At 45.5% G+C, this 24,592-nt stretch carries 27 protein-coding genes and 1 other annotated feature; of the genes, 25 read left to right on the top strand and 2 right to left on the bottom strand.

Annotation, left to right across the window (positions count from 1 at the left end):
* Positions 1–6 precede the first annotated feature (6 nt).
* Positions 7–1,602: a phosphoglycerate dehydrogenase gene (serA, locus tag AC6CIF_RS23565; protein ID WP_076209897.1), complete on the bottom strand. Its 1,596-nt coding sequence runs from the start codon at positions 1,600–1,602 to the stop codon at positions 7–9.
* 199 nt (positions 1,603–1,801) lie between these two features.
* Positions 1,802–2,032, bottom strand: a binding site (T-box leader).
* Between the two features lie 335 nt (positions 2,033–2,367).
* Between serA and AC6CIF_RS23560 the strand changes: the two genes are divergently transcribed.
* The 3 genes from AC6CIF_RS23560 to AC6CIF_RS23550 all read left to right on the top strand — a co-directional run bounded on the left by AC6CIF_RS23560 (position 2,368) and on the right by AC6CIF_RS23550 (position 4,237).
* Complete coding sequence (locus AC6CIF_RS23560) at positions 2,368–2,961, top strand: CPBP family intramembrane glutamic endopeptidase (RefSeq protein WP_036607728.1); 594 nt, start codon at positions 2,368–2,370, stop codon at positions 2,959–2,961.
* On the top strand, positions 2,958–3,410 hold the full coding sequence (locus AC6CIF_RS23555) for a hypothetical protein (RefSeq protein WP_076209898.1): 453 nt from the start codon (positions 2,958–2,960) through the stop codon (positions 3,408–3,410). Before AC6CIF_RS23560 ends, AC6CIF_RS23555 begins: the two co-directional genes overlap by 4 nt.
* Positions 3,411–3,490: 80 nt before the next feature.
* Entirely contained in the window at positions 3,491–4,237 is a 747-nt protein-coding gene (locus AC6CIF_RS23550; protein ID WP_498201729.1) for a metallophosphoesterase, read from the top strand.
* A 45-nt stretch (positions 4,238–4,282) separates the two neighbouring features.
* Here the strand turns inward: AC6CIF_RS23550 and AC6CIF_RS23545 are convergent, their stop codons facing one another.
* On the bottom strand, positions 4,283–5,179 hold the full coding sequence (locus AC6CIF_RS23545) for a polysaccharide deacetylase family protein (RefSeq protein WP_498201728.1): 897 nt from the start codon (positions 5,177–5,179) through the stop codon (positions 4,283–4,285).
* Between the two features lie 94 nt (positions 5,180–5,273).
* On the opposite strand from AC6CIF_RS23545, the gene AC6CIF_RS23540 reads away from it, so the two are divergent.
* From AC6CIF_RS23540 to AC6CIF_RS23435, 22 genes are all read left to right on the top strand, one after another.
* Entirely contained in the window at positions 5,274–5,627 is a 354-nt protein-coding gene (locus tag AC6CIF_RS23540) for a hypothetical protein (protein WP_047843572.1), read from the top strand.
* Between the two features lie 187 nt (positions 5,628–5,814).
* Entirely contained in the window at positions 5,815–6,429 is a 615-nt protein-coding gene (locus AC6CIF_RS23535; RefSeq protein WP_076209900.1) for a genetic competence negative regulator, read from the top strand.
* Positions 6,430–6,472: 43 nt separating this feature from the next.
* Positions 6,473–7,168 (top strand): glutamic-type intramembrane protease PrsW, encoded by a 696-nt coding sequence (gene prsW, locus AC6CIF_RS23530; RefSeq protein ID WP_221820298.1) that lies wholly within the window; start codon positions 6,473–6,475, stop codon positions 7,166–7,168.
* A gap of 114 nt (positions 7,169–7,282) precedes the next feature.
* Positions 7,283–7,453: a hypothetical protein gene (locus AC6CIF_RS23525; protein WP_165980215.1), complete on the top strand. Its 171-nt coding sequence runs from the start codon at positions 7,283–7,285 to the stop codon at positions 7,451–7,453.
* 121 nt (positions 7,454–7,574) lie between these two features.
* Positions 7,575–8,921, top strand: a complete 1,347-nt coding sequence (gene ypeB / locus AC6CIF_RS23520; protein ID WP_498201727.1) for a germination protein YpeB — start codon at positions 7,575–7,577, stop codon at positions 8,919–8,921.
* A gap of 147 nt (positions 8,922–9,068) precedes the next feature.
* The gene (locus AC6CIF_RS23515; RefSeq protein ID WP_076209903.1) at positions 9,069–9,722 is read left to right on the top strand and encodes a flagellar brake protein; all 654 of its coding nucleotides are present in this window, start codon (positions 9,069–9,071) and stop codon (positions 9,720–9,722) included.
* Positions 9,723–9,785: 63 nt separating this feature from the next.
* Positions 9,786–10,010, top strand: coding sequence for a hypothetical protein (locus AC6CIF_RS23510; protein WP_498201726.1), 225 nt, complete (start codon positions 9,786–9,788; stop codon positions 10,008–10,010).
* A 103-nt stretch (positions 10,011–10,113) separates the two neighbouring features.
* Positions 10,114–10,818: a (d)CMP kinase gene (cmk, locus tag AC6CIF_RS23505; protein WP_076209905.1), complete on the top strand. Its 705-nt coding sequence runs from the start codon at positions 10,114–10,116 to the stop codon at positions 10,816–10,818.
* Positions 10,815–11,402, top strand: a complete 588-nt coding sequence (locus AC6CIF_RS23500; protein WP_076209906.1) for a lysophospholipid acyltransferase family protein — start codon at positions 10,815–10,817, stop codon at positions 11,400–11,402. The genes cmk and AC6CIF_RS23500 overlap by 4 nt, the downstream gene beginning before the upstream one ends.
* Positions 11,403–11,544: 142 nt before the next feature.
* Entirely contained in the window at positions 11,545–12,759 is a 1,215-nt protein-coding gene (rpsA, locus tag AC6CIF_RS23495) for a 30S ribosomal protein S1 (protein WP_036607712.1), read from the top strand.
* Between the two features lie 185 nt (positions 12,760–12,944).
* On the top strand, positions 12,945–14,267 hold the full coding sequence (gene der / locus AC6CIF_RS23490; RefSeq protein WP_076209907.1) for a ribosome biogenesis GTPase Der: 1,323 nt from the start codon (positions 12,945–12,947) through the stop codon (positions 14,265–14,267).
* Between the two features lie 11 nt (positions 14,268–14,278).
* A complete protein-coding gene (gene plsY / locus AC6CIF_RS23485) occupies positions 14,279–14,902 on the top strand; it encodes a glycerol-3-phosphate 1-O-acyltransferase PlsY (RefSeq protein WP_076209908.1) in 624 nt (207 codons plus the stop codon).
* Positions 14,895–15,935 (top strand): NAD(P)H-dependent glycerol-3-phosphate dehydrogenase, encoded by a 1,041-nt coding sequence (locus tag AC6CIF_RS23480; protein WP_498201724.1) that lies wholly within the window; start codon positions 14,895–14,897, stop codon positions 15,933–15,935. The genes plsY and AC6CIF_RS23480 overlap by 8 nt, the downstream gene beginning before the upstream one ends.
* A 103-nt stretch (positions 15,936–16,038) precedes the next feature.
* Positions 16,039–16,314 (top strand): stage VI sporulation protein F, encoded by a 276-nt coding sequence (locus tag AC6CIF_RS23475; protein WP_017687687.1) that lies wholly within the window; start codon positions 16,039–16,041, stop codon positions 16,312–16,314.
* 173 nt (positions 16,315–16,487) lie between these two features.
* Positions 16,488–16,667, top strand: a complete 180-nt coding sequence (locus AC6CIF_RS23470) for a DUF2768 family protein (protein ID WP_036607705.1) — start codon at positions 16,488–16,490, stop codon at positions 16,665–16,667.
* Positions 16,668–16,750: 83 nt separating this feature from the next.
* A complete protein-coding gene (locus AC6CIF_RS23465; protein ID WP_076209910.1) occupies positions 16,751–17,368 on the top strand; it encodes a hypothetical protein in 618 nt (205 codons plus the stop codon).
* Between the two features lie 17 nt (positions 17,369–17,385).
* Positions 17,386–17,736, top strand: coding sequence for a 2Fe-2S iron-sulfur cluster-binding protein (locus AC6CIF_RS23460; RefSeq protein WP_498201739.1), 351 nt, complete (start codon positions 17,386–17,388; stop codon positions 17,734–17,736).
* Between the two features lie 46 nt (positions 17,737–17,782).
* Positions 17,783–18,562 (top strand): YphF family lipoprotein, encoded by a 780-nt coding sequence (locus AC6CIF_RS23455; protein WP_498201723.1) that lies wholly within the window; start codon positions 17,783–17,785, stop codon positions 18,560–18,562.
* Between the two features lie 454 nt (positions 18,563–19,016).
* On the top strand, positions 19,017–20,495 hold the full coding sequence (spoIVA, locus tag AC6CIF_RS23450; protein WP_036607700.1) for a stage IV sporulation protein A: 1,479 nt from the start codon (positions 19,017–19,019) through the stop codon (positions 20,493–20,495).
* Between the two features lie 218 nt (positions 20,496–20,713).
* A complete protein-coding gene (locus AC6CIF_RS23445; RefSeq protein ID WP_498201722.1) occupies positions 20,714–21,811 on the top strand; it encodes a sugar ABC transporter substrate-binding protein in 1,098 nt (365 codons plus the stop codon).
* 115 nt (positions 21,812–21,926) lie between these two features.
* On the top strand, positions 21,927–23,444 hold the full coding sequence (locus tag AC6CIF_RS23440; RefSeq protein WP_498201721.1) for a sugar ABC transporter ATP-binding protein: 1,518 nt from the start codon (positions 21,927–21,929) through the stop codon (positions 23,442–23,444).
* Positions 23,441–24,427: an ABC transporter permease gene (locus AC6CIF_RS23435; protein WP_017687695.1), complete on the top strand. Its 987-nt coding sequence runs from the start codon at positions 23,441–23,443 to the stop codon at positions 24,425–24,427. Before AC6CIF_RS23440 ends, AC6CIF_RS23435 begins: the two co-directional genes overlap by 4 nt.
* Positions 24,428–24,592: the final 165 nt, after the last annotated feature.

Genomic DNA, 24,592 nt, shown 5'->3' with positions numbered 1-24,592 from the left:
GTTTGATTATTCCAGAACAATTTCAACAGCAGTATTGATTTCTGGCAGCGCAGCAAGCTGCACAAGCACATCTTTTGGAACAGCTTTATCTACGGTCAGAATCATGATCGCTGCACCACCAATAATTTTACGTCCAACTTGCATGGATGCGATGTTGACATCGTTTTGTCCAAGCAGGGTTCCTACACGCCCGATAATACCTGGTTTATCATTATGTGAGATCAAAATTTGATGACTTTCCGGTGCGATATCTACCGGGAATTTGTCCAGACGAACGATACGCTCTCCATAACCTGCAAGCAATGTACCCGCTACACGACGTTCCTCAGCATCCTGAGTTGTAACCAATGTTACGGTAATCAGGTTAGTAAATCCTTTAGTTGCTGAGGTTTGGCTTACAACCACATTCAGATCACGGATTTTGGCCAGATGCATGGAGTTAACGATGTTGGCTTCCCCACCCAAATGTCTGGCGAGAATACCCTTCACAATGTAACGTGTGAGAGGAGAAGTATCTACTTCAGAAAGTTCACCAGCATAGTCAATCCGAATCTCCTGCACTGCATTTTGTGTAATCTGTGCTGCAAAACTACCCAACGTTTCACCCAGTTTGAAATACGGCTGCAATTTGTTCATCACGGTTGGTGCAACAGCCGGCATGTTAACTGCGTTTTTAAACGGTTCGTTACGCAAAATGTGAAGCACCTGTTCCGACACATCGATAGCCACGTTCTCTTGTGCTTCTACTGTGGATGCACCAAGGTGAGGCGTAACGATAATGCTTGGGTGATTCAGGAACGGGTGGTCAGCGGCTGGCGGCTCGCTTTCAAATACGTCAAAAGCTGCACCAGCAACAATACCTTGATCAATGGCTTCCACAAGTGCCATTTCGTCAACTACACCACCACGCGCACAGTTGATGATACGCATGCCTTTTTTCATCACTTCGAATTGTGGACGTGAAATCATATGCCGTGTTTCCGGTGTTAATGGCGTGTGAACGGTCATGAAGTCCGCATTCCGAATGATATCATCTACACTAGCAAGTTTCACTTGCAGCTTCTCGGCACGCTCCTCCGTGAGGAACGGGTCGTAAGCAAGAATGTCCATTCCGAATGCTTTGGCGCGCTTGGCAACTTCACTACCGATCCGTCCCATACCCAGTACACCGAGCGTTTTATTTCTTAATTCCACACCCAGGAAGGTTTTACGATCCCACGTACCCTGAATTGTTTTGGCATATGCCTGAGGAATGTGTCGTGCCAATGCCATCATCATGGCAAACGTGTGCTCACAGGTTGTGATGGTATTGCCATCAGGTGCATTAATAACGATGATACCGCGCTGTGTAGCAGCTTCCAGATCAATGTTATCTACACCAACACCTGCACGTCCGATCACCTTAAGGTTGGTACCAGCCGTCATAATACGATCTGTAACACGAGTCTGGCTGCGAACCAAGAGGGCATCATAATCACCAATAATGGCAACAAGTTCATCTTCACTAAGACCGGTTTTCTTCTCAACAACAACATCATTTGCATCCACCAGTTGCTGGATTCCCAGATCACTGATTGGGTCCGACACTAACACTTTGTACATGGTTTCTTCCTCCTTAGGTATGTGTATCTATATCGTCAAGGTCTGACCTCAGCGAAGAGGTATTCCTTAAAACCAGGTTGATTCTTCCGCCCAACAACGCGGTGTCGCAACAGAGGGGGAAGGTGAAGCAAATAGAGTGATCCCACAGATATCCTTTAAAATAAATCAAAAAACTCTCAATCCACATACTGCTTGCGCAATAAGGGACGAGAGTTGTCGTGGTACCACCCTAATTCACCGCCGTTTCGCAACGACAGTCTTAGCGGTCAATGAAGACCGAAGAGGATAACGGGTCTAAACCGATTGCACCTACTCCAATTTCAATGCAATAACTCAGGAGCGCTCAAGACCATTTGCCTGCCACCGATTCACACCTACCATCGGCTCTCTGTAAGACGAAGCAACGTCTTTTTTCCATCATCGTGTTTAACGTGACTAATTTTTTCATAATGTATCATGGCTGACATGAGCATGTCAATAGGCTTAAATGTTTTAAAATGTTTTGCAGATGTCTTTAGATTCACACATAAACAGAGTCACCATAAGTAATACAATAGTTAATATACCTACGACAAGAAGATGGACAGTAAGCTGTTTGGTGAACTGAATTTTACTGCTTTAATGAAGTAATGGCACGGACATAAAACCAGGACTTGGGGCAGGTCTTGAACCTATTTGGTTTTTTGGCTATCATTTAGTATACTATCCGATTGGACAACGTAATTGTTATCCATCAAATTTAACTCAAGAGGACAGACGCATCCGATGAAAAAATTCAAGTTTCCCAAGTTCAAGATTCAGAAGGCTGAGCCACAGCAGCTTACCGAGCGTTTGCTTTTAATCAATCTATACTTTACACAAGGTCTGACACTGATTATCGGAGTTGTGTGGATCTTATTGCAGAAACGAAACTTGTTAGATGTACTCGCTTGGCCTGATAATTACCAATTTATATGGTGGGGTCTTGGTCTTGCAGGAATTATGCTTGTTATGGACTTGGTACTGTCGTATGTTATACCTCAGGAAAGCATGGATGACGGTGGAATTAACGAGATGTTGTTCCGTGGGCGTCCCATCTGGCACATTGTATGTATAGCAGCCATTGTTGCTGTGTGTGAGGAATTATTATTCCGTGGAGCCATCCAACATGCCATCGGTCCTTACTGGACAAGTATTTTATTTGCAGTTATCCATATTCGTTATTTGCGCCACTGGATTCCAACAGGCTGGGTGTTTGTCTCAAGTTATGGATTGGGTTGGATTTACTTGCAGTCCGGCACATTATGGGCGCCTATATTGTGTCACTTTATTATTGATTTGGTGTCCGGATTAGCGATACGTTTTCGGAGGGGATCATGAATCAGCCATTAAGTAGAATGAAGACATATGGCAGTCAGCGCCATCGTCAATCGGATAAAAAAGAGAAATCCGAGCGTCAGGTGGCTTCTCAAGTAAGCATCGTTGCTGAAACGGCAGCAGCTGCTGAGGTTGGCGGAATCACACCAATTACTTCCGTTTCTTTACCTAGATCACAGCGCAAGCCTTATACAGAAAAACTGGAAAGTCCAGTACTTCCTCAAAGGGCACCATCACGCTCCAAAAAAACGTCAAATTCAACGGAAGAATCGATCCCCGAAGCGGGTTCGCTTCCTACACGAACAGAATTACATCCTTCACGTCGGTTAAAATTGAGCAAGAGGTTTGTCAATTCACTCATTTTTATTTTTGTCATGTTAACGATTAGTCTGGTTTGGTGGGGGGTTGAAGGAGCACCCGCTCTGAATACGTTCCTTCCCTTGCCGTGGTAATGCTTTTACTCACAGGTTTAATCATTTTGATGGGAGTTTTACTACTTTTTCATATGTGGTGTGAAGCCCACGTTCATCAAATGATTGAAGAAGAGGTTGAAGTGCCTCATCTGCCAACATCCTTTGATGGGGCTAAGATTTTGTATGTATCCGACACGCACAAGCGCAAGCTGAACCAGAAGGATCTGGAAAACGTTAAAAACAAGGTGGACTGGGTTCTGATCGGCGGGGATGTTGCGGAAAAAGGAATTTCATGGTCTTTAGTTAGACATAACATGAAAATTTTATCGAACATTGCTCCTTCATTTACGGTGTATGGCAACCATGACAAGAGGGCTGGTACCGCTCAACTTGCGCGAATCCTTCGGGAATCGGACGTTAAGCTCCTGCAGGATAATGTGGAATATCTGCAAAGGGGCAATGACAAACTGAGCCTGATCGGCATAGACTATCGTTCCAAACAGGGCGATGTATTACTACAGCAGATCGGTAACCGTTTTTGCAAAATTGCTATCGTTCATGATCCTTTGCAGGCCCTTCGCTTGGAAGAAAATGCAGATCTTATTTTAAGCGGTCATACACATGGCGGACAATTGGTTGTACCATTTTTCGGACCTGTGTTCCTTGGAAAATCGTATCGTCCCGTATCGAACGGGTGGTACTCCCTGAAGCGAAGTCCGGAGGACATTCACCAAGAAGGCAAAATGCTTGTTAGCAGAGGATACGGTACAAATCATCTTCCTCTCCGACTAGGTTGTCCTGCGGAGATGCATATCATCACGTTAAGAGTGCCTGCGGAAAAAGCACTCACAGAGAAACAGCCTTGATCCATTGGATCAAGGCTGTTTTATTTTAATGCGCAAAATTACAATTTAACGAGCTTCCAATTCAATTGCACGCGGATCAACAAAGGAATATCCTTTCTTCTCGAGCTTGGTCAGCAATTCATCCAATGCTTCAACCGTCCATGGCAACTCGTGCATCAAAATATTGCTTCCGGGATTTAACTGGTCCAGTACATTTTGGATGACTTTTTCCGGTTTGTCTTTGGTGCTTTTATCCCAATCGAGCGAACCATTAGACCAAGTCATATATAACATGCCCTTTTTCTTCACAGCAGCCTTCAGTGCATCATTTCCCGACCCAAAAGGTGGACGGAAGAATTGCGGTTCCTCACCAATGGTATCCTTCACTATTTTTTGGACATCTGTAACCTGTTTTGCCGCCTCAGCGTTGGACATTTTTTTGAGATCCTCATGATCCCAGGCATGATTGCCTACAATCTGACCCCGTTCATGTATGAGTTTGAGCAATTCCGGATGGCTTTTCACCCGGTAACCATTGACGAAAAATATCGCTTTAGCGTTATGTTTATCTAAAGTGTCGATTAGAGAAGTAATCATTTTTTCTTCTTTAGGTCCATCATCAAAAGTTAACAAGACCACTTTGTTTGGGCTCGCTTCATCGTTTGGTTTAATATAATAATTTTCATTCATATGATACGTTTTATCCACTTTCTCTTCTGTAGAAACCTTCTCCGAAGATTCAGGTTCTTCCTCTGTCGCAGTTGAATCTTCCGTGGAAGGTTCGGGCACAACAGTTTCGGGTTCTTCTGTTTCAGTAGGGTTAGAGTTATCTTGCTCTTCTTGAACCGTGGTAGTTGATTCGCCCGCTGGTGCTGAATTATCAGATGGTTTTTCTTCCGCTGTCCCACAAGCTGACAGCAGCAAACTTGCAGCAATGATCAATGCGGCGGTATGTCTAAACATGATTTCAACTCGCTTTCCTGTATTTATACGGAATGAGATCGCTCACTACCGCAAACACTAAATATGATTTTAACACTTGAAGGAGGTTGGTGTAATGAAGACGTCATCCTTTTTTTGGGGTATTGTCATTGGTGTTGCAGCCAGTTCATGGCTGTCCAAAGGCAAATTGCCCATGATGTCATCGGGTTCATCAAGAAATATGATGGATCAGGCAAAACATAAGATGATGGAAATGACTTTCCCGGGTATGGACGGGTTCACAAGCAAGCAAAATCAACATGGTGAATCCCACAAAAATCCGGCAGCAAAGACCGCAAGAGCAATCACACCGCAGGAAAAAGAAGCGAATATGAGCATGCTCAAAGATTTTATTCGCACCAATCCCGATGTGAAGCATGAAGTTGAGCAAATTTTAAGCCAAACAAACACAACAGTACCGGGTTTATAAACCAAAACCTCCAATTAGAATCATCCACAGTCTAGATTGGCTGTGGAATGATTCTTTTTTTGTCGATTTTACTTCGTGCATTTAGAGGTATAAAATGATAACATAACTACATAGATTTATTTTCAGCACATATTGTTTTGTGCTTCATAATCTGTTATAAGACTTGCTTATAAAGGGGAGATCCTGTATGAAAATAGAACGACTAAGTCACGATAAGATACGGATTTTCCTGACCTTTGACGATCTGAGCGAGCGCGGAATACAAAAAGAAGATATGTGGCAGGAAATACCTAAGGTTCATGAACTGTTCACTGAAATGATGGATCAGGCCTATTCCGAACTTGGATTTGATGCCACAGGTCCACTCGCTGTCGAAGTATTCGCACTTCCCGCTCAAGGGATGGTTGTCATTGTCACACGAGGAAAATATGATCCGCAACAATATGGTTCAGGTCATGAAGATGATCTTCCTGAAGAAGTATATGAAATGGAAGTTACACTCGAGCAAAGCGATTCCATCGTTTATGCATTCAAGGACTTTGAAGTGCTCATTGAAGCTGCACATATGTTGCGTCAGCATGTTACGGATGCTGGGAGACTTTATTCGTATAAAGACAAGTGGTTCTTGCATTTGGAGCCAGATGAGGTAGATTCCACCAAACATGCGGCATTGATTGCCTTGCTTGCTGAATTTGGCGAAGGTTCCTCAGTTACTCCGGCAGTTATGGAAGAGTATGGTAAGGTTGTTATTCCTGCACAAGCGATTGATGTTATCTGCACCCACTTCAAACGCCAGGATTAATCTCTAGTTGTAATCGCGTCTTTAGTCAGAGGAGGGAATTTCGGTGCTTTTGTTTTCGGTCTTAGCGGCAGCAGTTGCTCCGGGTCTCGCCTTGTTAACATACTTTTACCTGAAAGACCGTTATGATTATGAGCCACTTCATATGGTATTGCGGGTTTTCCTCATGGGGATTCTGATGGTACTGCCTGTGATGATTATTCAGCGTGGCATGATGATATGGCTCGGGGATAATCCTTATCTTGAGGCCATTATGATCTCAGGTGGTGTAGAGGAATTCGTTAAATGGTTCGTACTTTATCATATCATCTATAATCACACCGAATTTGATGAGCCGTATGACGGGATCTTATATGCAGTTGCTGTTTCACTTGGATTTGCCACTGTTGAGAATGTGTTGTATGCCTTTGCGGGGAATGCATCCGTCTCAGCCATGTTCCTTCGGGCACTGCTCCCTGTTTCAGGGCACGCTATGTTTGCGGTAATCATGGGTTATTATATGGGTAAAGCCAAGTTTATTGGTGGTAAGAAAAAGCGGTGGTACCTGGTTCTTTCTCTGGTGTTACCTTTTTTCTGGCATGCATTGTACGATGTCATCATGAACACCATGCTGAACAATTGGTTGTGGTTTATAGCGCCGCTAATGGCGGGCCTGTGGTATGGGGCAATGGGTAAAATCACACGAGCTAATAACCGTTCTCCTTTTCGTTTTGTGAAGCGGGAGGAAGAGGTTAAATTATAAAAATAGGGACACACTGGTGGACATAAAGCGCATATTGCGCCTATGGCTCCGGTGTGTTTTTATTTTTACGGATAAACTCCCGGGGAATGACCAACAGAAACGGAGATCGTTGTGATGAGAATTAAAATTAAAATCAGATGCAAACAATGCGGTGAACGATTTACATTACGAGGCAAGAAAGAGCGGGGCCGAATTGAGACGGGATTCAAGCAGTGCCTATGTGATAACAGAGACCAGTTCGAAATTGAAGAAGAGGGCATGGCAACTGGTATTCAGCTGAATTAAAAGGAGGACCCAAACGGGACTTTAGCAGCCTGCTTGTGTAAGGACTGGAAATCGCATGCATAAGAGATCTTTCTTCGATCCACAATAGAGGTAGTGGTTTAGAAGAAAGGAGACTCTACGGATGTATAAACGTTTAAGTTCAGTTATGTTTCCGATATTTGCGGTTCTGCTAGTCGGTGCGCTCGTGTGGGGTTATCAGGAGAATCAGGAGAAGAATGCAATTCTGATCAAGGCAGAGAACCAATATCAGCGTGCCTTTCACGATTTATCTTTTCATATGGACAAATTGCATTCGGAGATTGGTAACACCTTGGCGGTTCACTCTACATCACAGGGGATGCATCGCAAAGGTTTGATGAATGTATGGCGACTCACGAGTGAAGCACAGAATGAGATCAACCAACTGCCACTCACCATGCTGCCATTTAACGAGACAGAGGAGTTTCTCTCACGTATTTCCAACTTTGCCTATCGGGCGTCGATGCGTGACTTGACGAACGAACCGCTAAGTGAGAAGGAAATGGGCAACCTGAAAAAGCTGTATCAGAATTCATCCGAGATTACCAAGAATCTGCAGGATGTGCAGCAGAAAGTCCTGACGGACCGGTTGCGCTGGATGGATGCAGAGACTGCCATGGCAACGCAAGAGCAAACCATGGACAACACGATCGTTGATGGTTTTCGTACTGTGAACAAAAAGGTACAGGAATACCCGGAGCTTGATTGGGGGCCTTCCGTATCCAATATCTATGCAAAACGATCAGTCAAGAAACTGGGCGGTTTGCCGGTGACCAAAGAACAGATCCAGAGCAAGGCTGCAAAATTTTCTAATACGGATAGTAGCAAAATCCAAGTGCAGGAGAACGGCAAAGGAACTGACTGGGAGTCCTACACTGCCACAATTGATCATGCCAACAATGGCAAACTGATGATGGATTTCACCCGTAATGGCGGAATGCTGATCTCTTACAGTGATACGCGTCCAATCGGAACCAAAAAAGTGTCCCGTCAGAATGCCATGGCTAAAGCAGATCAATTTCTAATGAACAAAGGTTATAAGGATATGAAGGCCGTAAACTACGACGAATATGGTAATCTGGGTAACCTTACTTATGTACGTAAGCAAGGAGACACTTTGATCTATCCTGAGAAAATGTCAGTTCGTGTAGGTTTGGATACAGGTGAAGTAACCGGCTTCCAGGCGAGTGACTTTGTCTACGAACATAATGACAAGCGCAAAATTCCGAAAGCAACGCTTACGGAGCAACAGGCGCGGAAAAAGCTTAACTCGGAGTTCGAAGAAAATTATGTTCGCAAATCCCTGATTGAGAATGATTACAGCAAAGAAGTATTGTGTTATGAATTCGGAGGGAAAATTAACGGTTCTCGTTACCGGATATACATTAATGCGAATACAGGAATGGAAGAAGCGGTTGAAGAGATCAAACCGGTCAATGCAACCTCATAAAAAGATGGATAATTTAAATTTTAAGCTGAGCGAATAACTGCGGCAGACCACGATGTGGTCTGTTTTTTCTTGTTCAATGTGAGAAAGGTCATGGTATAATAGTCCTCGTACATACGAAGATAAATACATAAAGTGGCGGTGAACAGCTTGTTTCCTAAAATAAATGAAATTTTATACATCCAGATTGCTTCTGCAGATGAAAAAGAGGAACACAAAGAATACAAATCACGCATTGCAGATATGGATGACACCAGTTTTCTGATTGAGGTCCCGATGCAACAAGGAAGCAGCCGTCTGAAAAGGCTCTTTTTCGGAGAGGAATTGTCCATTTCATATATTACGGAGGATGGGGTCCGGCATTATTTTAATACCTATGTCACGGGATTTGAGGAAGATGTGGTCCGTCTTGTCCGTATCCGCAAACCGCTTCCGAGCGATATATCCAAAATACAACGGCGCAGCTTTCTTCGTGTTCACGCAAATCTCGAACTGGCCATCCAGAGTGAAGATCTGACCCGTGCCGTTGGATTGACTGAAGATATTGGTGGCGGTGGATTGTCCATCTACGGCGAAACAGGGTTTTCAATAGCTGAAGGTCAAAAATTGAAATGCTGGTTGCTTGTTCCCTACCGGAATTCAACTATTGAACATGTGAATTTTGAAGCTGAAGTTGTGCGGATCAAAACCCTGGAAACCGGCAGACAGCTATGCATGCTGAAATTTGTGCAGATTTCAGATTCGGAGCGCCAAAAAATTATCAAGTTTTGTTTTGAACGGCAACTTGACTATCGCACGAAATAGGAATGTTGTGGCATAAAGAGAGGGAACTGCGGGTACCGTAATGAAAAAAACGGAGGTATTGCCTTGAATCATCGTCATGCAACCCGCAGATATGAAAGACTTTATTATGTTTTCTCCAGGAGAATGGAACGAAAGGTTACGATTCTGATTACAGCCCTTCTAATCCTGCTTGTACTATATCAATTGCTACTGTTGGTACCAGGCTTCAAAAAGAATTTGACCACCATTGACCGCCTGGAAGGAACGCCAATTGAAGTGCAAACGGTGAATGATTACAAACGTCGTTGATTTGTCTGTTTTTGCATCCATGTGTAGAGTGTGGTATAATTTTCACGATGCAGGCAATGCCTGTTTTTTTATTGAGGTTTATCGTTTGAGGAGGAATGCCCCGTTGGCAAGCCAGAACACATCAGAGAACGGGAAAATGAACGTTGCAATTGACGGACCTGCCGGTGCCGGGAAAAGCACGGTGGCCCGATTGGTTGCAGAGGCGCTCGCGTATGTATACGTCGATACAGGCGCAATGTACCGTGCGGTAACCTTGCACATGCTTCGGAAAGATATTGCGCCGGAAGAAGTGGCACAGGTACTTCAGGAAGCCCAAAAGCTGGTCATTGATTTACAACCGGATCCCGACGGACAGAAAGTGTTCTGTAATGGGGAAGAAGTAACCTCGGAAATCCGCTCCCGTGAAGTGACGGGAATCGTGTCCCGATATGCGCAAATCGAGGGGCTGCGTACGCAATTAGTGGATACTCAGCGGCAAATGGCTTTGCGCAAGGGCGTCGTCATGGATGGACGCGATATCGGAACGACAGTACTGCCCGATGCGGAAGTGAAAATCTTCATGACTGCCAGTGTCGAAGAGCGTGCGCTTCGCCGCTTCAAAGAACTGGACCCCTCTGAAGGACTGACGTTGCAACAGCTGGAGCGAGACATTGCCACCCGTGACAGATTGGATGAGAATCGGGAAATTTCCCCATTGCGTTGTGCTGAGGATGCTATCGTCCTTGATACAACGGAGATGAACATTCATGAAGTGGTTGACAAAATCGTATCTTATTGCACAATGGTCAGAGGAGAGATCGGTCTATGATTTACACATTTTGCAGCACATTACTGCGGATCATTTATACCATTCTTTTCCGCTTGGAGGCCGTTGGACGGGAGAATATTCCGAAAGAAGGCGGCGTACTTTTATGTTCCAATCATATTAGTAACTTCGATCCTCCAACCGTTGGTATCAAAATTCGCCGTCAGGTGCGTTTCATGGCCAAAAGCGAATTGTTTGACATTCCGGTACTCGGCCGAATTATTAAAGCCGTGGGTGCTTTCCCCGTTAAACGTGGAGGTGTCAGCAAGGAATCCATCAAAACCTCACTCAATATTTTGCGTGATGGGCAAGTGCTTGGAATCTTCCCCTCGGGAAGCCGTCACAATGATGGAGGTATCGGCAAAAAAGGGGCAGCGAGTTTTGCTCTCCGCAGTGGCGCTACAGTTATTCCTACTGCTATTATCGGTAACTACAAAGTTTTTCGTAAGATGAAAGTTGTATATGGAGCACCAGTAAGTTTGGACGAGTTCAAGGAAGACCCATCTGGAGAAGCTCTGGAGAAGGCGACTGAAAAGATTATGTCCAAGATTAACGAAATGGTGCAAACGGGCGTGCCAAGCAAGTAATGGCTTCGTCGGTAGCCGAGTGCATGTTTCCATATTTTTGAGGGAGACTAAAGCTTGAGCACTCAGTGATGAAAGTGTTTTGAACTCTGCTACAGGCAGGTTTGAATATAATGGGGTTTTTGAATTGAGGAGGGTATTTGACATGTCGGAAGAAATGAAAAATCAAGAAGCAACCCAAGATGAGTTGGATCAATTCGTTTCCTTGAAAAAAGGAGATACCGTAAAAGGAACCATCGTCAAATTGGAAGATAACCAAGCCTATGTGAGCATTGGATATAAATATGACGGTGTCATTCCAATTCGTGAACTGTCTTCATTACATGTTGACAGCGCGTCTGACGCAGTAGAAGTTGGACAAGAAGTTGAAGCTAAAGTTCTTAGCATCGACGACGAGAAAGAAAAACTCGTTCTGTCCAAACGTGCAATCGACAGCGAAAACGCATGGGATCAATTGCAAAAGCATTTTGAAGACCAAGACGTATTCGAAGTTGTTGTAGGTGATGTTGTTAAAGGCGGTCTGGTAGCAGACGTGGGCGTACGTGGATTTATCCCGGCTTCCATGGTTGAACGCCATTTCGTTGAAGACTTCAGCGACTACAAAGGACGCACACTGCGTGTTAAAGTGAAAGAGATCGACCGTGAGAACAACAAAGTGATCCTTTCCCAAAAAGACGTACTGGAGCAAGAATTCGAAGCAAACAAAGCTACAGTAATGGCTGGTTTGCAAGAAGGTCAAGTGATCGAAGGTACAGTACAACGTTTGACTCAATTCGGTGCATTCGTTGATGTGGGCGGAGTTGACGGTTTGGTTCACGTATCCGAGCTGGCTTGGACACACGTTGAAAAACCATCCGACGTGCTGTCTGAAGGTGATAAAGTTAGTGTGAAAGTGCTGAAAGTTGACCCTGAAAAAGGCAAAATCAGCCTGAGCATGAAAGCTGTTCAACCAGGTCCTTGGGAAACAGCAAGCGAAAAATTCAATTCCAGCGATATCGTAACAGGTGTTGTAAAACGTTTGGTAGACTTCGGTGCATTTGTTGAAATCGCTCCTGGTGTTGAGGGACTTGTGCATATCTCGCAAATCTCCCACAAACACATCGGCACTCCTCATGAAGTGCTGAAAGAAGGACAAGAAGTTCAAGTTAAAATCTTGGACATGAACCCTTCTGAGCAACGTGTAAGCTTGAGCATCAAAGAAACAGAAGAAGCTCCAGCTCAACCACAAAAATCAGAAAGACCTTCAAGAAACAACGCTCCGCGTGAAGAAATCAACAATCCAAACGTTTCCTTGAACAATCAAGGTATGAGCACTACGCTTGGCGAACTGTTTGGAGACAAACTCAGCAAATTCAAATAAGTTAACAATGCATGGTTCTAAGTTATATACTGCATATTTTGCTGAATAACAAAAGCAAGATCGGCGAGCCCAAGGCGGGTTCGCCGATTGTTTTTATTGCGAGTAATTTGGCATGAAACGTTAGCCAAGACATATCTTTTTTGCTATGATGAGTATCGTAAGTATGGACAGGAGGAGTGGAATGTATGGCAAGACCCGTTGTGGCAATTGTCGGACGACCGAACGTGGGTAAATCCACCATTTTCAATCGGATCATCGGCGACAGACTGGCCATTGTGGAAGACAAGCCGGGCATTACCCGTGACCGCATATACGGAATCGGTGAATGGAACGGTAAACCATTTAGTATCATTGATACAGGTGGTATCGAAATTGATGGTGAAGATGTAATCTTAAAATCGATTCGGATGCAAGCAGAGCTCGCTATTGAAGAAGCGGATGTTATTGTATTCATGTGTGATGCAAAAGCAGGTATTACGCAATCGGATGAAGAGGTAGCAGAGATGCTCTACCGCTCAGGAAAGCCTATTGTTGTAGCCGTTAACAAAGTGGATAATATCGGACGAAGTGAGCTCATTTATGAGTTTTATGGATTTGGTTTCGGTGATCCCATCGGCGTATCCGGAAGTCACGGTACAGGTGTAGGTGATTTGCTTGATGCAATTGTGGAGAAGCTACCAGAACTTGAGGAAGAGACTTACGATGAAGATGTCATTCGTGTAGCTCTGATCGGACGTCCTAATGTGGGTAAATCTTCACTGGTGAACGCTATTCTGGGTGAAGAGCGTGTCATTGTAAGTGACGTGGCTGGAACAACCCGGGATGCGATTGATACACCTTTTGAAAAAGACGGCCAACGTTACGTGCTGATTGATACAGCAGGTATGCGTAAGCGTGGTAAAGTATATGAAACAACTGAGAAATACAGTGTAATGCGTGCGATGCGTGCGATTGAGCGTGCAGATGTTGTTCTGATTGTCATTAATGGTGAAGAAGGCATTATTGAACAGGACAAGCATATTGCAGGATATGCATTCGAAGCGGGTAAAGCGTCATTGTTTGTTGTGAACAAATGGGACGTAGTAGAGAAGCATGACAAAACGATGAAAGAGTTTGAGAGAAAAATTCGGGATCACTTCCTGTTTATGACTTATGCTCCGGTCGTATTTTTGTCGGCCCTCACAAAACAACGCTTACAAAAACTGTTGCCGGTTGTGCAACGTGTAGCAGAGCAACACTCGTTACGTGTGCAGACCCATCTGCTTAACGATGTGGTGTCTGATGCGGTTGCCATTAACCCTCCGCCAACAGATAAAGGACGGAGAATGAGAATTAACTATGTGACTCAGGTTGCAGTTAAACCGCCGACCATGGTTATTTTTGTGAACGATCCTGAGTTGATGCACTTCTCATATGAGCGCTATCTGGAGAATAAAATCCGTGCAGCGTTTGATTTCGAAGGAACACCAATTCGCATATTTACTCGGAAGAAGTCCGACGAAAGTTAGGGGAGAAGTGTGTGATTTTACAAATCGCAGCGATTGTACTGAGTTATCTGCTCGGTTCGATCAGCTTTAGTGTCCTCCTTGCCAAAGCGATACGGGGGATCGATATTCGTCAGCACGGAAGCGGAAACGCGGGAGCTACCAATACATTGCGTATTTTGGGTAAAGGACCGGCAATTGCTGTTCTGTTACTTGATGTACTTAAAGGTGTTGCAGCTGTATGGATTGGAATCTGGCTGAGTGACGGTTCTGCCTGGATTCCTGCACTCAGTGGTATAGCAGCCATTGCAGGACATAACTGGCCGCTTTACTTCCATTTTCGTGGAGGAAAAGGCATTGCCACAGCCATTGGTGTTCTGGTGAGTCTTGCTTTCCTACCTGCGTTATGTGCTGGGGTGATCGCCATTCTGTCTATTGTATTGACACGCTATGTTTCATTGGGGTCTCTGATTTTTGTAGCATTTACACCCATCTTTATCTTGGTATTACCCGGATATTCAATGAATATCTTCTGGGGGAGTCTGATTATTTGTCTGTTTGCGTTCTGGAGACATCGTACCAATATTGCGAAGCTCGCCAAAGGACAGGAAAATAAATTGGGATCGAAAAACCCTGGAGGGGGTAAACGAGTTGTCTAAAAAAGTTGCTGTTCTGGTCGCTGGGAGCTGGGGAACAGCTCTCGCCAGTGTACTCGCCGCCAATCAGTTGGACGTGATGATGTGGACACGTGGTGAAGACCAGGCTAACGAAATCAATAACAAACACACCAATACACGCTATCTTCCGGATGCGGAGCTTTCAGCACGGATTCAAGCAACAACTGATATGGAAGCTGCGGTGGAAGGCGCTATAGCTGTGTTAATTGTTGCGCCTTCATCAGCCATGCGTGCGGTTACGAACCAGCTTAAGGCTTATTACAAGCCTGAGATGTTAGTCATTCATGCAACCAAAGGTTTTGAGACAGAAAGCCTGAAACGGATGTCCACAGTCATTTCAGAAGAGCTTGAATGTGAGGAAGGACGTGTTGTTGTTCTTTCTGGCCCAAGCCATGCGGAAGAAGTGGTGAAGCGTTGTCCAACGACAGTGGTTGTAGCTTCACTGGATAAGTCATCTGCCGAGTCTGCCCAAGCTTTGTTTATGAATGCCTATTTCCGGGTTTACACGAATCGGGACATGATTGGTGTTGAGCTTGCAGGCGCATTCAAAAATATTATTGCTCTTGGTGCAGGCATGTCCGATGGTCTTCAATTTGGTGATAATGCCAAAGCCGCTTTGCTAACACGCGGTCTGGCAGAAATCACACGTATTGGTGTTGAGATGGGAGCAAATCCGCTAACGTTTTCGGGCCTTGCCGGGATCGGGGATCTGGTTGTAACGGCTACAAGTCAGCACAGTCGGAACTGGAGAGCAGGTTCCATGTTGGGCCAGGGACAGAAGCTGGATGATGTACTGAAGTCCATGGGCATGGTGGTAGAAGGCATTCGAACTACGCAAGCTGCCTATTTCATCTCACAAAAATATGGTGTGCAAATGCCAATTGCGGATCAGTTATATCACGTTTTATTCCAGGAGAGACAGCCGCGTGATGCGGTTGAAGCCTTGATGGGGCGTGACCCGAAGACTGAAATGGAAGTCATGAAGCTTGAAACCTGGGAGCAGTGGCATTCCTGATTGTAATCAGCCTAAACGTACCTTGTGAAATAAGAAGCTTATTCACCTTTTCTGTCGCAGACTCATACTATACACATGAGTATTGCCGGAGGAGGGGAGACGAATGGGTAACAACATTTCCAAAGATGCACTGAATGCAATCAACAAGAAAACGGGTAAAACGATAACGGAAGGTGCCGTTAAGAAATTGGCGAGCACGGTGAAACCAACGACGATTCAGAATGAAGCTCAGTTGCGCCAATTGATCAAACAAGTATCCGCCATGGCGAAAGTTCCGGTATCTGAGGATACGGTTAAGGATATTGTGAGTGCGGTCAAGAAAAGCGGATTGAATCCGAGCAGTATGGAATCGTTAATGAAAATGATGATGAAAAAATAATAGATCACACCTGCATGTGCAGGTGATCCAGTAAGACAAAAAGACGAGTCGGCTTCTGCCGGCTTGCTTTTTTGTCTTTTTTTTGGAAAGTTGAGCTGAATTTCGTGTTATAATGGTTGCAATTGTCACAGTGTCAGTGATGAATATCGGACTGAAGGGGAGACTGCTGGATTATGAGCGCAATGGACAAGATGTGGCTGTCATTGGTAGCCATCCTCATTATGGGACTATCTGTATTCCTGATTACGTTTGCTCGTGCCAAAACAAAAGGTATTGTACGGGGGATTCTTTCTCTGATTGCATTTTTGATTATGCTGATTGGCTTGTTCGGTGGAATCGCTTCTCTGACCTGATTTCCCATGCCTGAAGGATAACATCCGCATAAGCACATCATAAGAACTGACACAATGAACACGGATGAGGGGAGTGTGAGCCTATGGGGCCGCATGATACGGAGGGTCGGACAGAGCGTTATCCGGAATTACACGCGGCTTTGCTGGAAACGGCCAAAGCCTGGAACACACAGCCGCAGACATGGTTACTTGGAGGAAGTTGTGGGTTGCTGCTTCAAGGGGTGGAGTTGCAACAGGCTCCGAGAGATATTGATATCTATGCGGATGTTGCTGCTGCTAAGGAACTTCACCGAATCGCTCCGGGGGAAATGCTTGACGAGCCTACAGTGGATAAAACAGGACCTTATGCTTCTCTGCTAAGCCACTATCAGGTGGGTGAATGTGCGCTGGAACTGGTGGGTGGTTTCGAAATATGGGCTCGCAAAAGTTGGTACCGTATTGAGATTGAACATGTACTTGCTCCGCATGCACCAGTAGCACAAGTGGGTTCATATAGCCTGCGACTGATGCCGCTTGCGCATGAGCTGTTGTTTAATCTGCTGCGAGGTCGTGAAGATCGTTATGTCCCCATTGCGACACAGATGCGCGAGCAGCCAGATGCACATCAACCTATAATGATGCTTTTAAGTCAACAGAATGTATGGACAAGCCGCTTCAGAGCCGAAGTGGAAGAGCTTGTTGGCTTTACATGGCCCCAGTAGGGTGAGGGAGGAAAATGATGGATTATAAAGTTACTTTTTTACCTATGAACAAATCGATAGCACTCAAACCAGGGGTGACACTTCTGCATGCAGCACGACGTGCTGGAGTTAAGATTACGACCCGATGTGATGGTAAAGCGGCTTGCCTGATGTGCAAAGTGAACGTGGATGAAGAATATCGGGCGGAACTGTATCCACCAACAGATGCTGAAAAGCGCAAGTTGGGTTCTCTGTTGGAAGCAGGTACACGACTGTCCTGTCAGGCCAAGGTGTGTGGATCTCTATCGGTTCATGTTCCAGAGGACCCGCTGAAGGCAGCCATTCGGAAACAACTGGAACGTCAACAACAGGAAGACGACTGGTTCTGAGCGTTATGACATTGATTCTCTAATGAGTTATTCAAGGAGGATACGAATGATTAAGAACAAGCCAAAATGTGTGGAAGGAAGCAGACGGCAGCGTCTGAAACATCAGACGGGCGGTCTGCTGTTATTCCTGTTGTTTGCTTTTACAGCAAGTGGTTGTATGTATCCATCCCAGAGTAATTCGGATCCTAAGATAGCCTATCGGGAAAGCGTGAGCCGTATCCAGAGTGCGGTCGAGGCATTCCAGCAAGATGAGGGGATTTTGCCAATCATCAATGCAGATATGGAAACGCCAAAATATGAAAAGTTCAGAGTGGATCTGCCCAAGTTGAAACAACTGGGGTATCTGGATGAAATACCAGGGACTGCTTTTGAAAGTGGTGGGAGCGCTTACTTCCTTATTCAGGACGAAGAAGTGAATCCGACTGTTAAAGTGATGGATCTTCTGACCATACAGAAAGTAAACGATGTGCAACGAATGGTTAATCAATATAAGTCCGTACATAACAATAAGCTACCAAGCGGGGAAGAACTGTATCCGGGGTTATATGCTGTGGATATGGAGCAGGCTGCTCAGGCAGGTACTCCTTCCATTACGCTGAATAGTGTATATTCAGGTCAGGCGTTACCTTTTATGATGAATGACGAAGGCAAGGTTTATGTGGATTATGCTTTTGACATTATGCAGGCGGTGGAAAAGTCTGACGTGTCTCCAACAGACACTGAAGATGTTCGGGATTTGCTGGTGGAACACTCCTACTTCGTACCCGTTAAATCTGTTCCCTACGCATGGCAAAATAATGCGCCGGTTGCCCAGCCAATAAAATAAGCATGATTGCAATTCAAATGATTTAGCTGTATGACCACCATGCCTCTAATGGTTCAAAAAGAGATATTCCAAATAAGGAGTATCTCTTTTTTCTTTTGTCAGTATGAGTAATAACCGTCATAAAAGCTTCACGGATCACATAAAGTAGATTGAAATAAAGACGCGCAGTCCGAGATCGGGGGATTCTCCTAATGTCATCACCTTAAGATAAAAAAACAAAAATACGCGTCATATTGCCGCATACGGATACATAAGATGATACTAGTCCAATTGCATGTACGAGTTAACGCCGCTCTCGCCGGTTTCATCAGAATGCAACGTTCGGCGGCGGACGACTTCCGGGCACTCACAAAGGCGGCTCTACCGTTGCAGGGATTTCAGTCTTCTGATTGAAAAAACGAAGCGGATGCTCTTTAGCATTTTTCCTTCGGAGTAATTTAGGGAGGGGATTTCATTGGAGAAAGTGGACATTTTTAAGGACATAGCTGAGCGGACCGGAGGGGATATTTATCTCGGGGTTGTCGGCGCAGTCCGGACGGGAAAATCAACATTTATTAAACGATTCATGGAAACCATCGTGTTGCCAAACATCACTAACGAGGCTGACCGTGGTCGAGCGGTGGATGAACTTCCACAGAGTGCAGCAGGTAAAACCATCATGACTACCGAACCAAAATTTGTACCAAATAACGCAGTCCAGATCAAGGTGGCAGAAGGACTTGATGTCAATGTGCGCCTTGTGGATTGTGTAGGTTACGCGGTGGAAGGAGCCAAGGGATACGAGGATGAGAATGGTCCACGCATGATCTCCACGCCTTGGTTCGAGGAACCAATTCCGTTCCAGGAAGCCGCCGAGATTGGTACTCGCAAAGTTATTCAGGAGCATTCTACACTGGGTGTTGTGGTAACAACAGACGGCACAATCGCCGAAATTGCCCGCAGCTCCTATGTGGAATCTGAAGAACGGGTCATTGCGGAATTAAAAGAAGTGGGTAAACCGTTTGTCCTGGTCATCAACTCCACTCGTCCTCGCAGTGAAGAAGCCCTGCAATTGCGTAGTGAGCTTGCTGCCAAATACGACATTCCGGTGATGACACTCAGTGCAGCGACCATGACGGAAGATGATGTAACGGGTGTACTTCGTGAAGTGCTCTATGAGTTCCCTGTGCATGAAGTGAATGTAAACTTGCCGAGCTGGGTTATGGTACTCAATGAGACTCACTGGCTGCGTAGCAACTACGAAAATTCCGTACGGGATACCGTCAAGGATATTCGCAGACTTCGTGATGTGGATCGGGTTGTCGCTCAGTTCATGGAATATGAATTCATTGATCGCGCAGGCCTGAGTGGCATGAATATGGGGCAGGGTGTAGCCGAAATTGACCTGTACGCACCGGATGAGCTGTATGATCAGATTCTCGTGGAAGTGGTTGGCATCGAGATTCGCGGTAAGGATCATCTGCTGCAATTGATGCAGGAATTCTCGCATGCGAAGAGAGAATATGACCGCTTCGCAGAAGCGCTGGAGATGGTCAAAACGACCGGATACGGCATTGCCGCTCCATCTCTTGCCGAGATGGCTCTGGATGAACCTGAGCTCATTCGTCAGGGCACCAAATTTGGCGTACGTCTGAAAGCAACGGCACCTTCCATTCACATGATCCGGGTTGATGTGGAATCGGAGTTCGCTCCAATCATCGGTACGGAGAAACAAAGTGAGGAACTGGTGAGATACCTGATGCAGGACTTCGAGAACGACCCAATCAAGGTATGGGATTCAGACATGTTTGGTCGTTCGCTACACTCCATCGTGCGAGAAGGAATTCAGGGCAAGATTGCCATGATGCCGGATAATGCAAGATACAAATTGCAAGAGACGCTGGGAAGAATCATTAACGAAGGTTCGGGCGGCTTGATCGCCATCATTCTGTGAAACATCAAAAGACCGTAAGGGGGCATCCCCTCGCGGTCTTTTTTACGTGATTTCTTTATTTTGGATGAAATGGATAGGAAGAATGGTACTTTCGAAAAAAACTTAGCGAGTTTTAGCTTTAAATTGCTAAAACCCATTTACATACTGGGGATTAGCCGTTATATTAATATTCAACTATTGTGATCGAGATCACAGAGAGTGGACAGGGGGATACAGAGATGAAAAGAAAAGAGACAAAATGGGTATGGTTGAGTGTGTTATTAGTATTTACATTGGCGCTGTCCGCTTGCGGAATCAAAAAAGAACCGGCAGCCACTCCGGCTTCGGGTACATCAGATGATACACCAAAAACGGAAGCAGTCACGGGCCCTCTAAGTGGCAAACGGATCGCACTTATTATGGAATTTAATACAGGTACTTTCTCACAGCAATATGTACAGGGTGTAAAAGAAGAAATCGAAAAATTCGGTGGAGAACTGACAACCTTTGTTGCCGATAATGACAAAGCAAAGATGGTATCCTTGCTTGATAGCGCTATTAACCAGAAATTCGATGCCATTCTCACGGATCATGGAGATTCCCTGTTAGAGCCAGGCGTGAAGAAGGCAGTAGAACAGAATATTCCAGTGGTCGTGTTTGACGCAGCTATCAGTGTTCCAGGAGCCACAGTCCTGTCGCAGGATGACCAGAAGATGGCTGAACTGACGCTGGAGCAAATGAAAAAAGATATCAATGGACAAGGCAATATTGTCAAAGTATGGGTAGCTGGTTTCGCACCGATGGAACGCCGTCAAATCGCATACGGTGAATTCATGAAAGCAAATCCGGACATCAAGGAAATAGCGACATTCGGTTCTGCACAGAACCCTGCGCTGGATACTCAAGCCAAAATGGAAGCTATTCTCAAGCAGTATCCAAAAGGTGAGATTACAGCTGTATGGACTGCATGGGATGAGTTCGCCAAAGGTGCAGCGCGTGCGATTCAACAAGCTGGACGTGATGAGATCAAAGTGTATGGTATCGATATGAGTGACGAGGACCTGCAAATGATCCAGGACCCGAAAAATCCTTGGGTTGCTTCTGCTGCTGTTGATCCAACGGATATTGGACGCGTCCAGGTACGTTATGCTTATCAAAAACTGAACGGGGACGAGACGGAAGATGCAGTTGTTCTTAACCCTGTGTATGTTCAACGTGAAGCTCTACCAGATAAACAAATCTCCACTTCGGAGCTGTCAGAGTTCGTTGAAGGTTGGGGTGGCAGCACACAAGGAATCAAGGACTGGATGAGCGAATACGGAATTACTGCTAAATAAGCAGCGTAAGGGAAGCGCGCCGCAAGGCGCGCTTTTTCAAACATAAATGAAGATATGTGTGGTCTGGATGAAAAAAAGGGATGCTCCCGGAAGGGAACGATTGGAGGTTAACATCATGAGCACTGCACCGATTCTGCTTCAAATGGAACATATCCACAAGCAGTTTTCAGGTATTCCTGCACTGAAGGATGTGAATTTCTCTGTAAAAGGTGGGGAGATTCATGCGCTGTTGGGGGCAAATGGTGCCGGTAAGAGCACGTTAATGAAAATTCTGTCCGGTGCCTATCCATTGGATCAGGGTACGATTCAGTTGAGTGGACGAGCGCTTCATTTAAGTTCTCCGGGAGACGCGAAGGCAAGTGGGATTCACTGTGTCTATCAGGAAGTGGATGCGGCACTGGTGCCACAGCTGACGGCTGCGGAGAACATCATGTTGGATCAACTGGCATCGCCTGGTGGCGGCTGGTGGAAGAGTCCACGGAAGCTGCAACAGCGTGCTGCTGAAGCGCTGAAGCAATTAGGGGCGGACATATCCGTTCACCAAAAGGTAGCCGACCTGACCCTTGCGGAGAAACAGATGATTCTACTCGCACGCATCCTGATACAGGATGCCAAAGTCATTATTTTTGATGAACCGACCGCGCCGCTGAGCCGAGAAGAAACCGATGCATTTTTCCGAATTGTTCATCTCCTGAAGGATCGGGGCGTAGCCTGTATTTTCATTACCCATCGTCTTGCTGAAGTGACGGGTCACTGTGATCGCGTTACGGTTATGAGAGATGGGCAACATGTATTTACGGGTGAAGCAAAAGGACTGACAATTAACGACTTGGTCACACAGATGCTGGGCAAGCCGTTCGAAGAAGAGTTTCCGAAGACGGAAGCACCCGTGGGAGAGCTGTTATTGGAGGCTCGTGGGCTTCGTCGTGGAGTGAAAGTCAAAGGTGTTGACCTCTCTGTACGCCGAGGTGAAGTCCTAGCTGTGGTAGGTCTGGTAGGCGCGGGTAAAACGGAAAGCTCTCGTTTGCTGATTGGTGCAGATCGGCTGGAGGGAGGCGAGATCCGGCTTAACAACCGTAATCTCCGCCTGTCTCAGCCTGCGGATGCGGCGGCTCTGGGGATTGTTTCTGTACCGGAGGAGCGACGTAAACAAGGAATCCTGATTCAGGAGAACGTGGAACGGAATTTAAGTCTGCCTTTGCTAAGTCGTCTTAGTACATTAGGTTTTGTAAGCCGCAAGCGGGAACGTCTGAATGCAGAGTCATTGGTGAAACAGCTTGGAATTAAAACATCGTCCGTGAAACAGGAAGTGAAATATCTAAGCGGTGGTAATCAGCAGAAGGTGGCCATTGGTAAGTGGCTTAACGCGGATGCGGATGTATTTATATTCGATGAGCCAACCAAAGGTGTGGACATTGGGGCGAAAAGTGACATTTTCCGCATCATTAATGAACTGGCTTTGGCGGGTAAGGGTGTCATCTATTTCACCTGTGAACTGGATGAAGGCATGGGAATTGGTGACCGAATCGCTGTCATGTGCGAGGGTGTTATCGTAAAAGAGTTCAAACGAGGCGAGACAAATCAAGAACAGCTGCTATACTATGCAAGCGGTGGACAAGAGGTGCAATCATGAAGGATAAATCATTGGATTTTGCGTTCCGTTACGGAGCGATTATAGTCATCATAGGTGTGATCGCATTTTTCGGTATTAAATTGCCTTATTTCTTTACGTACAGTAACTTGACCGATATTTTGGGCTCGATCTCTATCGTTACGTTTGTAGCGATCGGTGTTACGTTATCTCTCATTGTTGATGGATTTGATCTCTCGGTTGGGGCGACTGTCTCATTAACTACCGTCGTTACTGCTTCGTTAATGATTTGGTATCAACAACCACTGGCAATTGTAATTATTGTGCCACTAATCATTGGCGCAGTTATTGGTTTGCTTAACGCTTTGCTCATTGTAAAATTGCGTATTCCGGATTTGCTCGCAACCCTTGCCACGATGTACATCATCGGAGGTATTCACAAAACGTATGCACAGGGATATACCATTTACAATCACATGCAGTTCCCTGATGGGAGCAAAGCTGCGGGAGAGATGGACCCGACATTCCTGCTAATAGGGCAGGGTAAATGGCTTGGTATGCCGATATCGGTAATCATGCTACTTATTGCGGTAATAGGTGTGCATATCTTTTTGACGTATACGAAATATGGTCGCCAGATGTACATTACAGGTGGTAATGAGGAAGCTGCACGGTTGTCTGGAATCAAGGTGAAAAAGGTGCGTACACTCGCCTATGTAGCCGCTGGAGTGTTTGCAGCAATCGGGGGGATCATCTATGCTTCCAAAGTAGGGTCTGGACAAATTGATGCGGGATCACCGTTGTTAATGGAATCCGTAGCTGCAGTATTTGTCGGTTTCTCTGTGTTTGGTGCGGGTAAACCCAATGTCATCGGAACCTTCATTGGTTCGGTTCTGATTGGTGTACTTGTGAATGGTTTAACGATGATGAACGTACAGTATTTCACACATGATATTGTAAAAGGTGGGGTTCTCGTGCTTGCCCTGGCGGTTACATTTTACGTCTTAAACCGCAACCGGACTTGAAATTGTGGGCTGTCTGTATTAGTATGAAATTTGTTCGGCGTCTGAAATGCCCGTGGTTTCAGACGACATTCTGCCGAAAATGACTGTTGACCGCAGGCGGAGATTTGTGTTCAGCGCTCAAGATGTACGTAGATTTTTTGCGTATGAACGTATATTTCGCTATAA

Source organism: Paenibacillus sp. GQ49, assembly GCF_059759055.1.
Note: the sequence above shows the minus strand (reverse complement) of the source record. Positions and strands in the feature narration are given on the sequence as shown.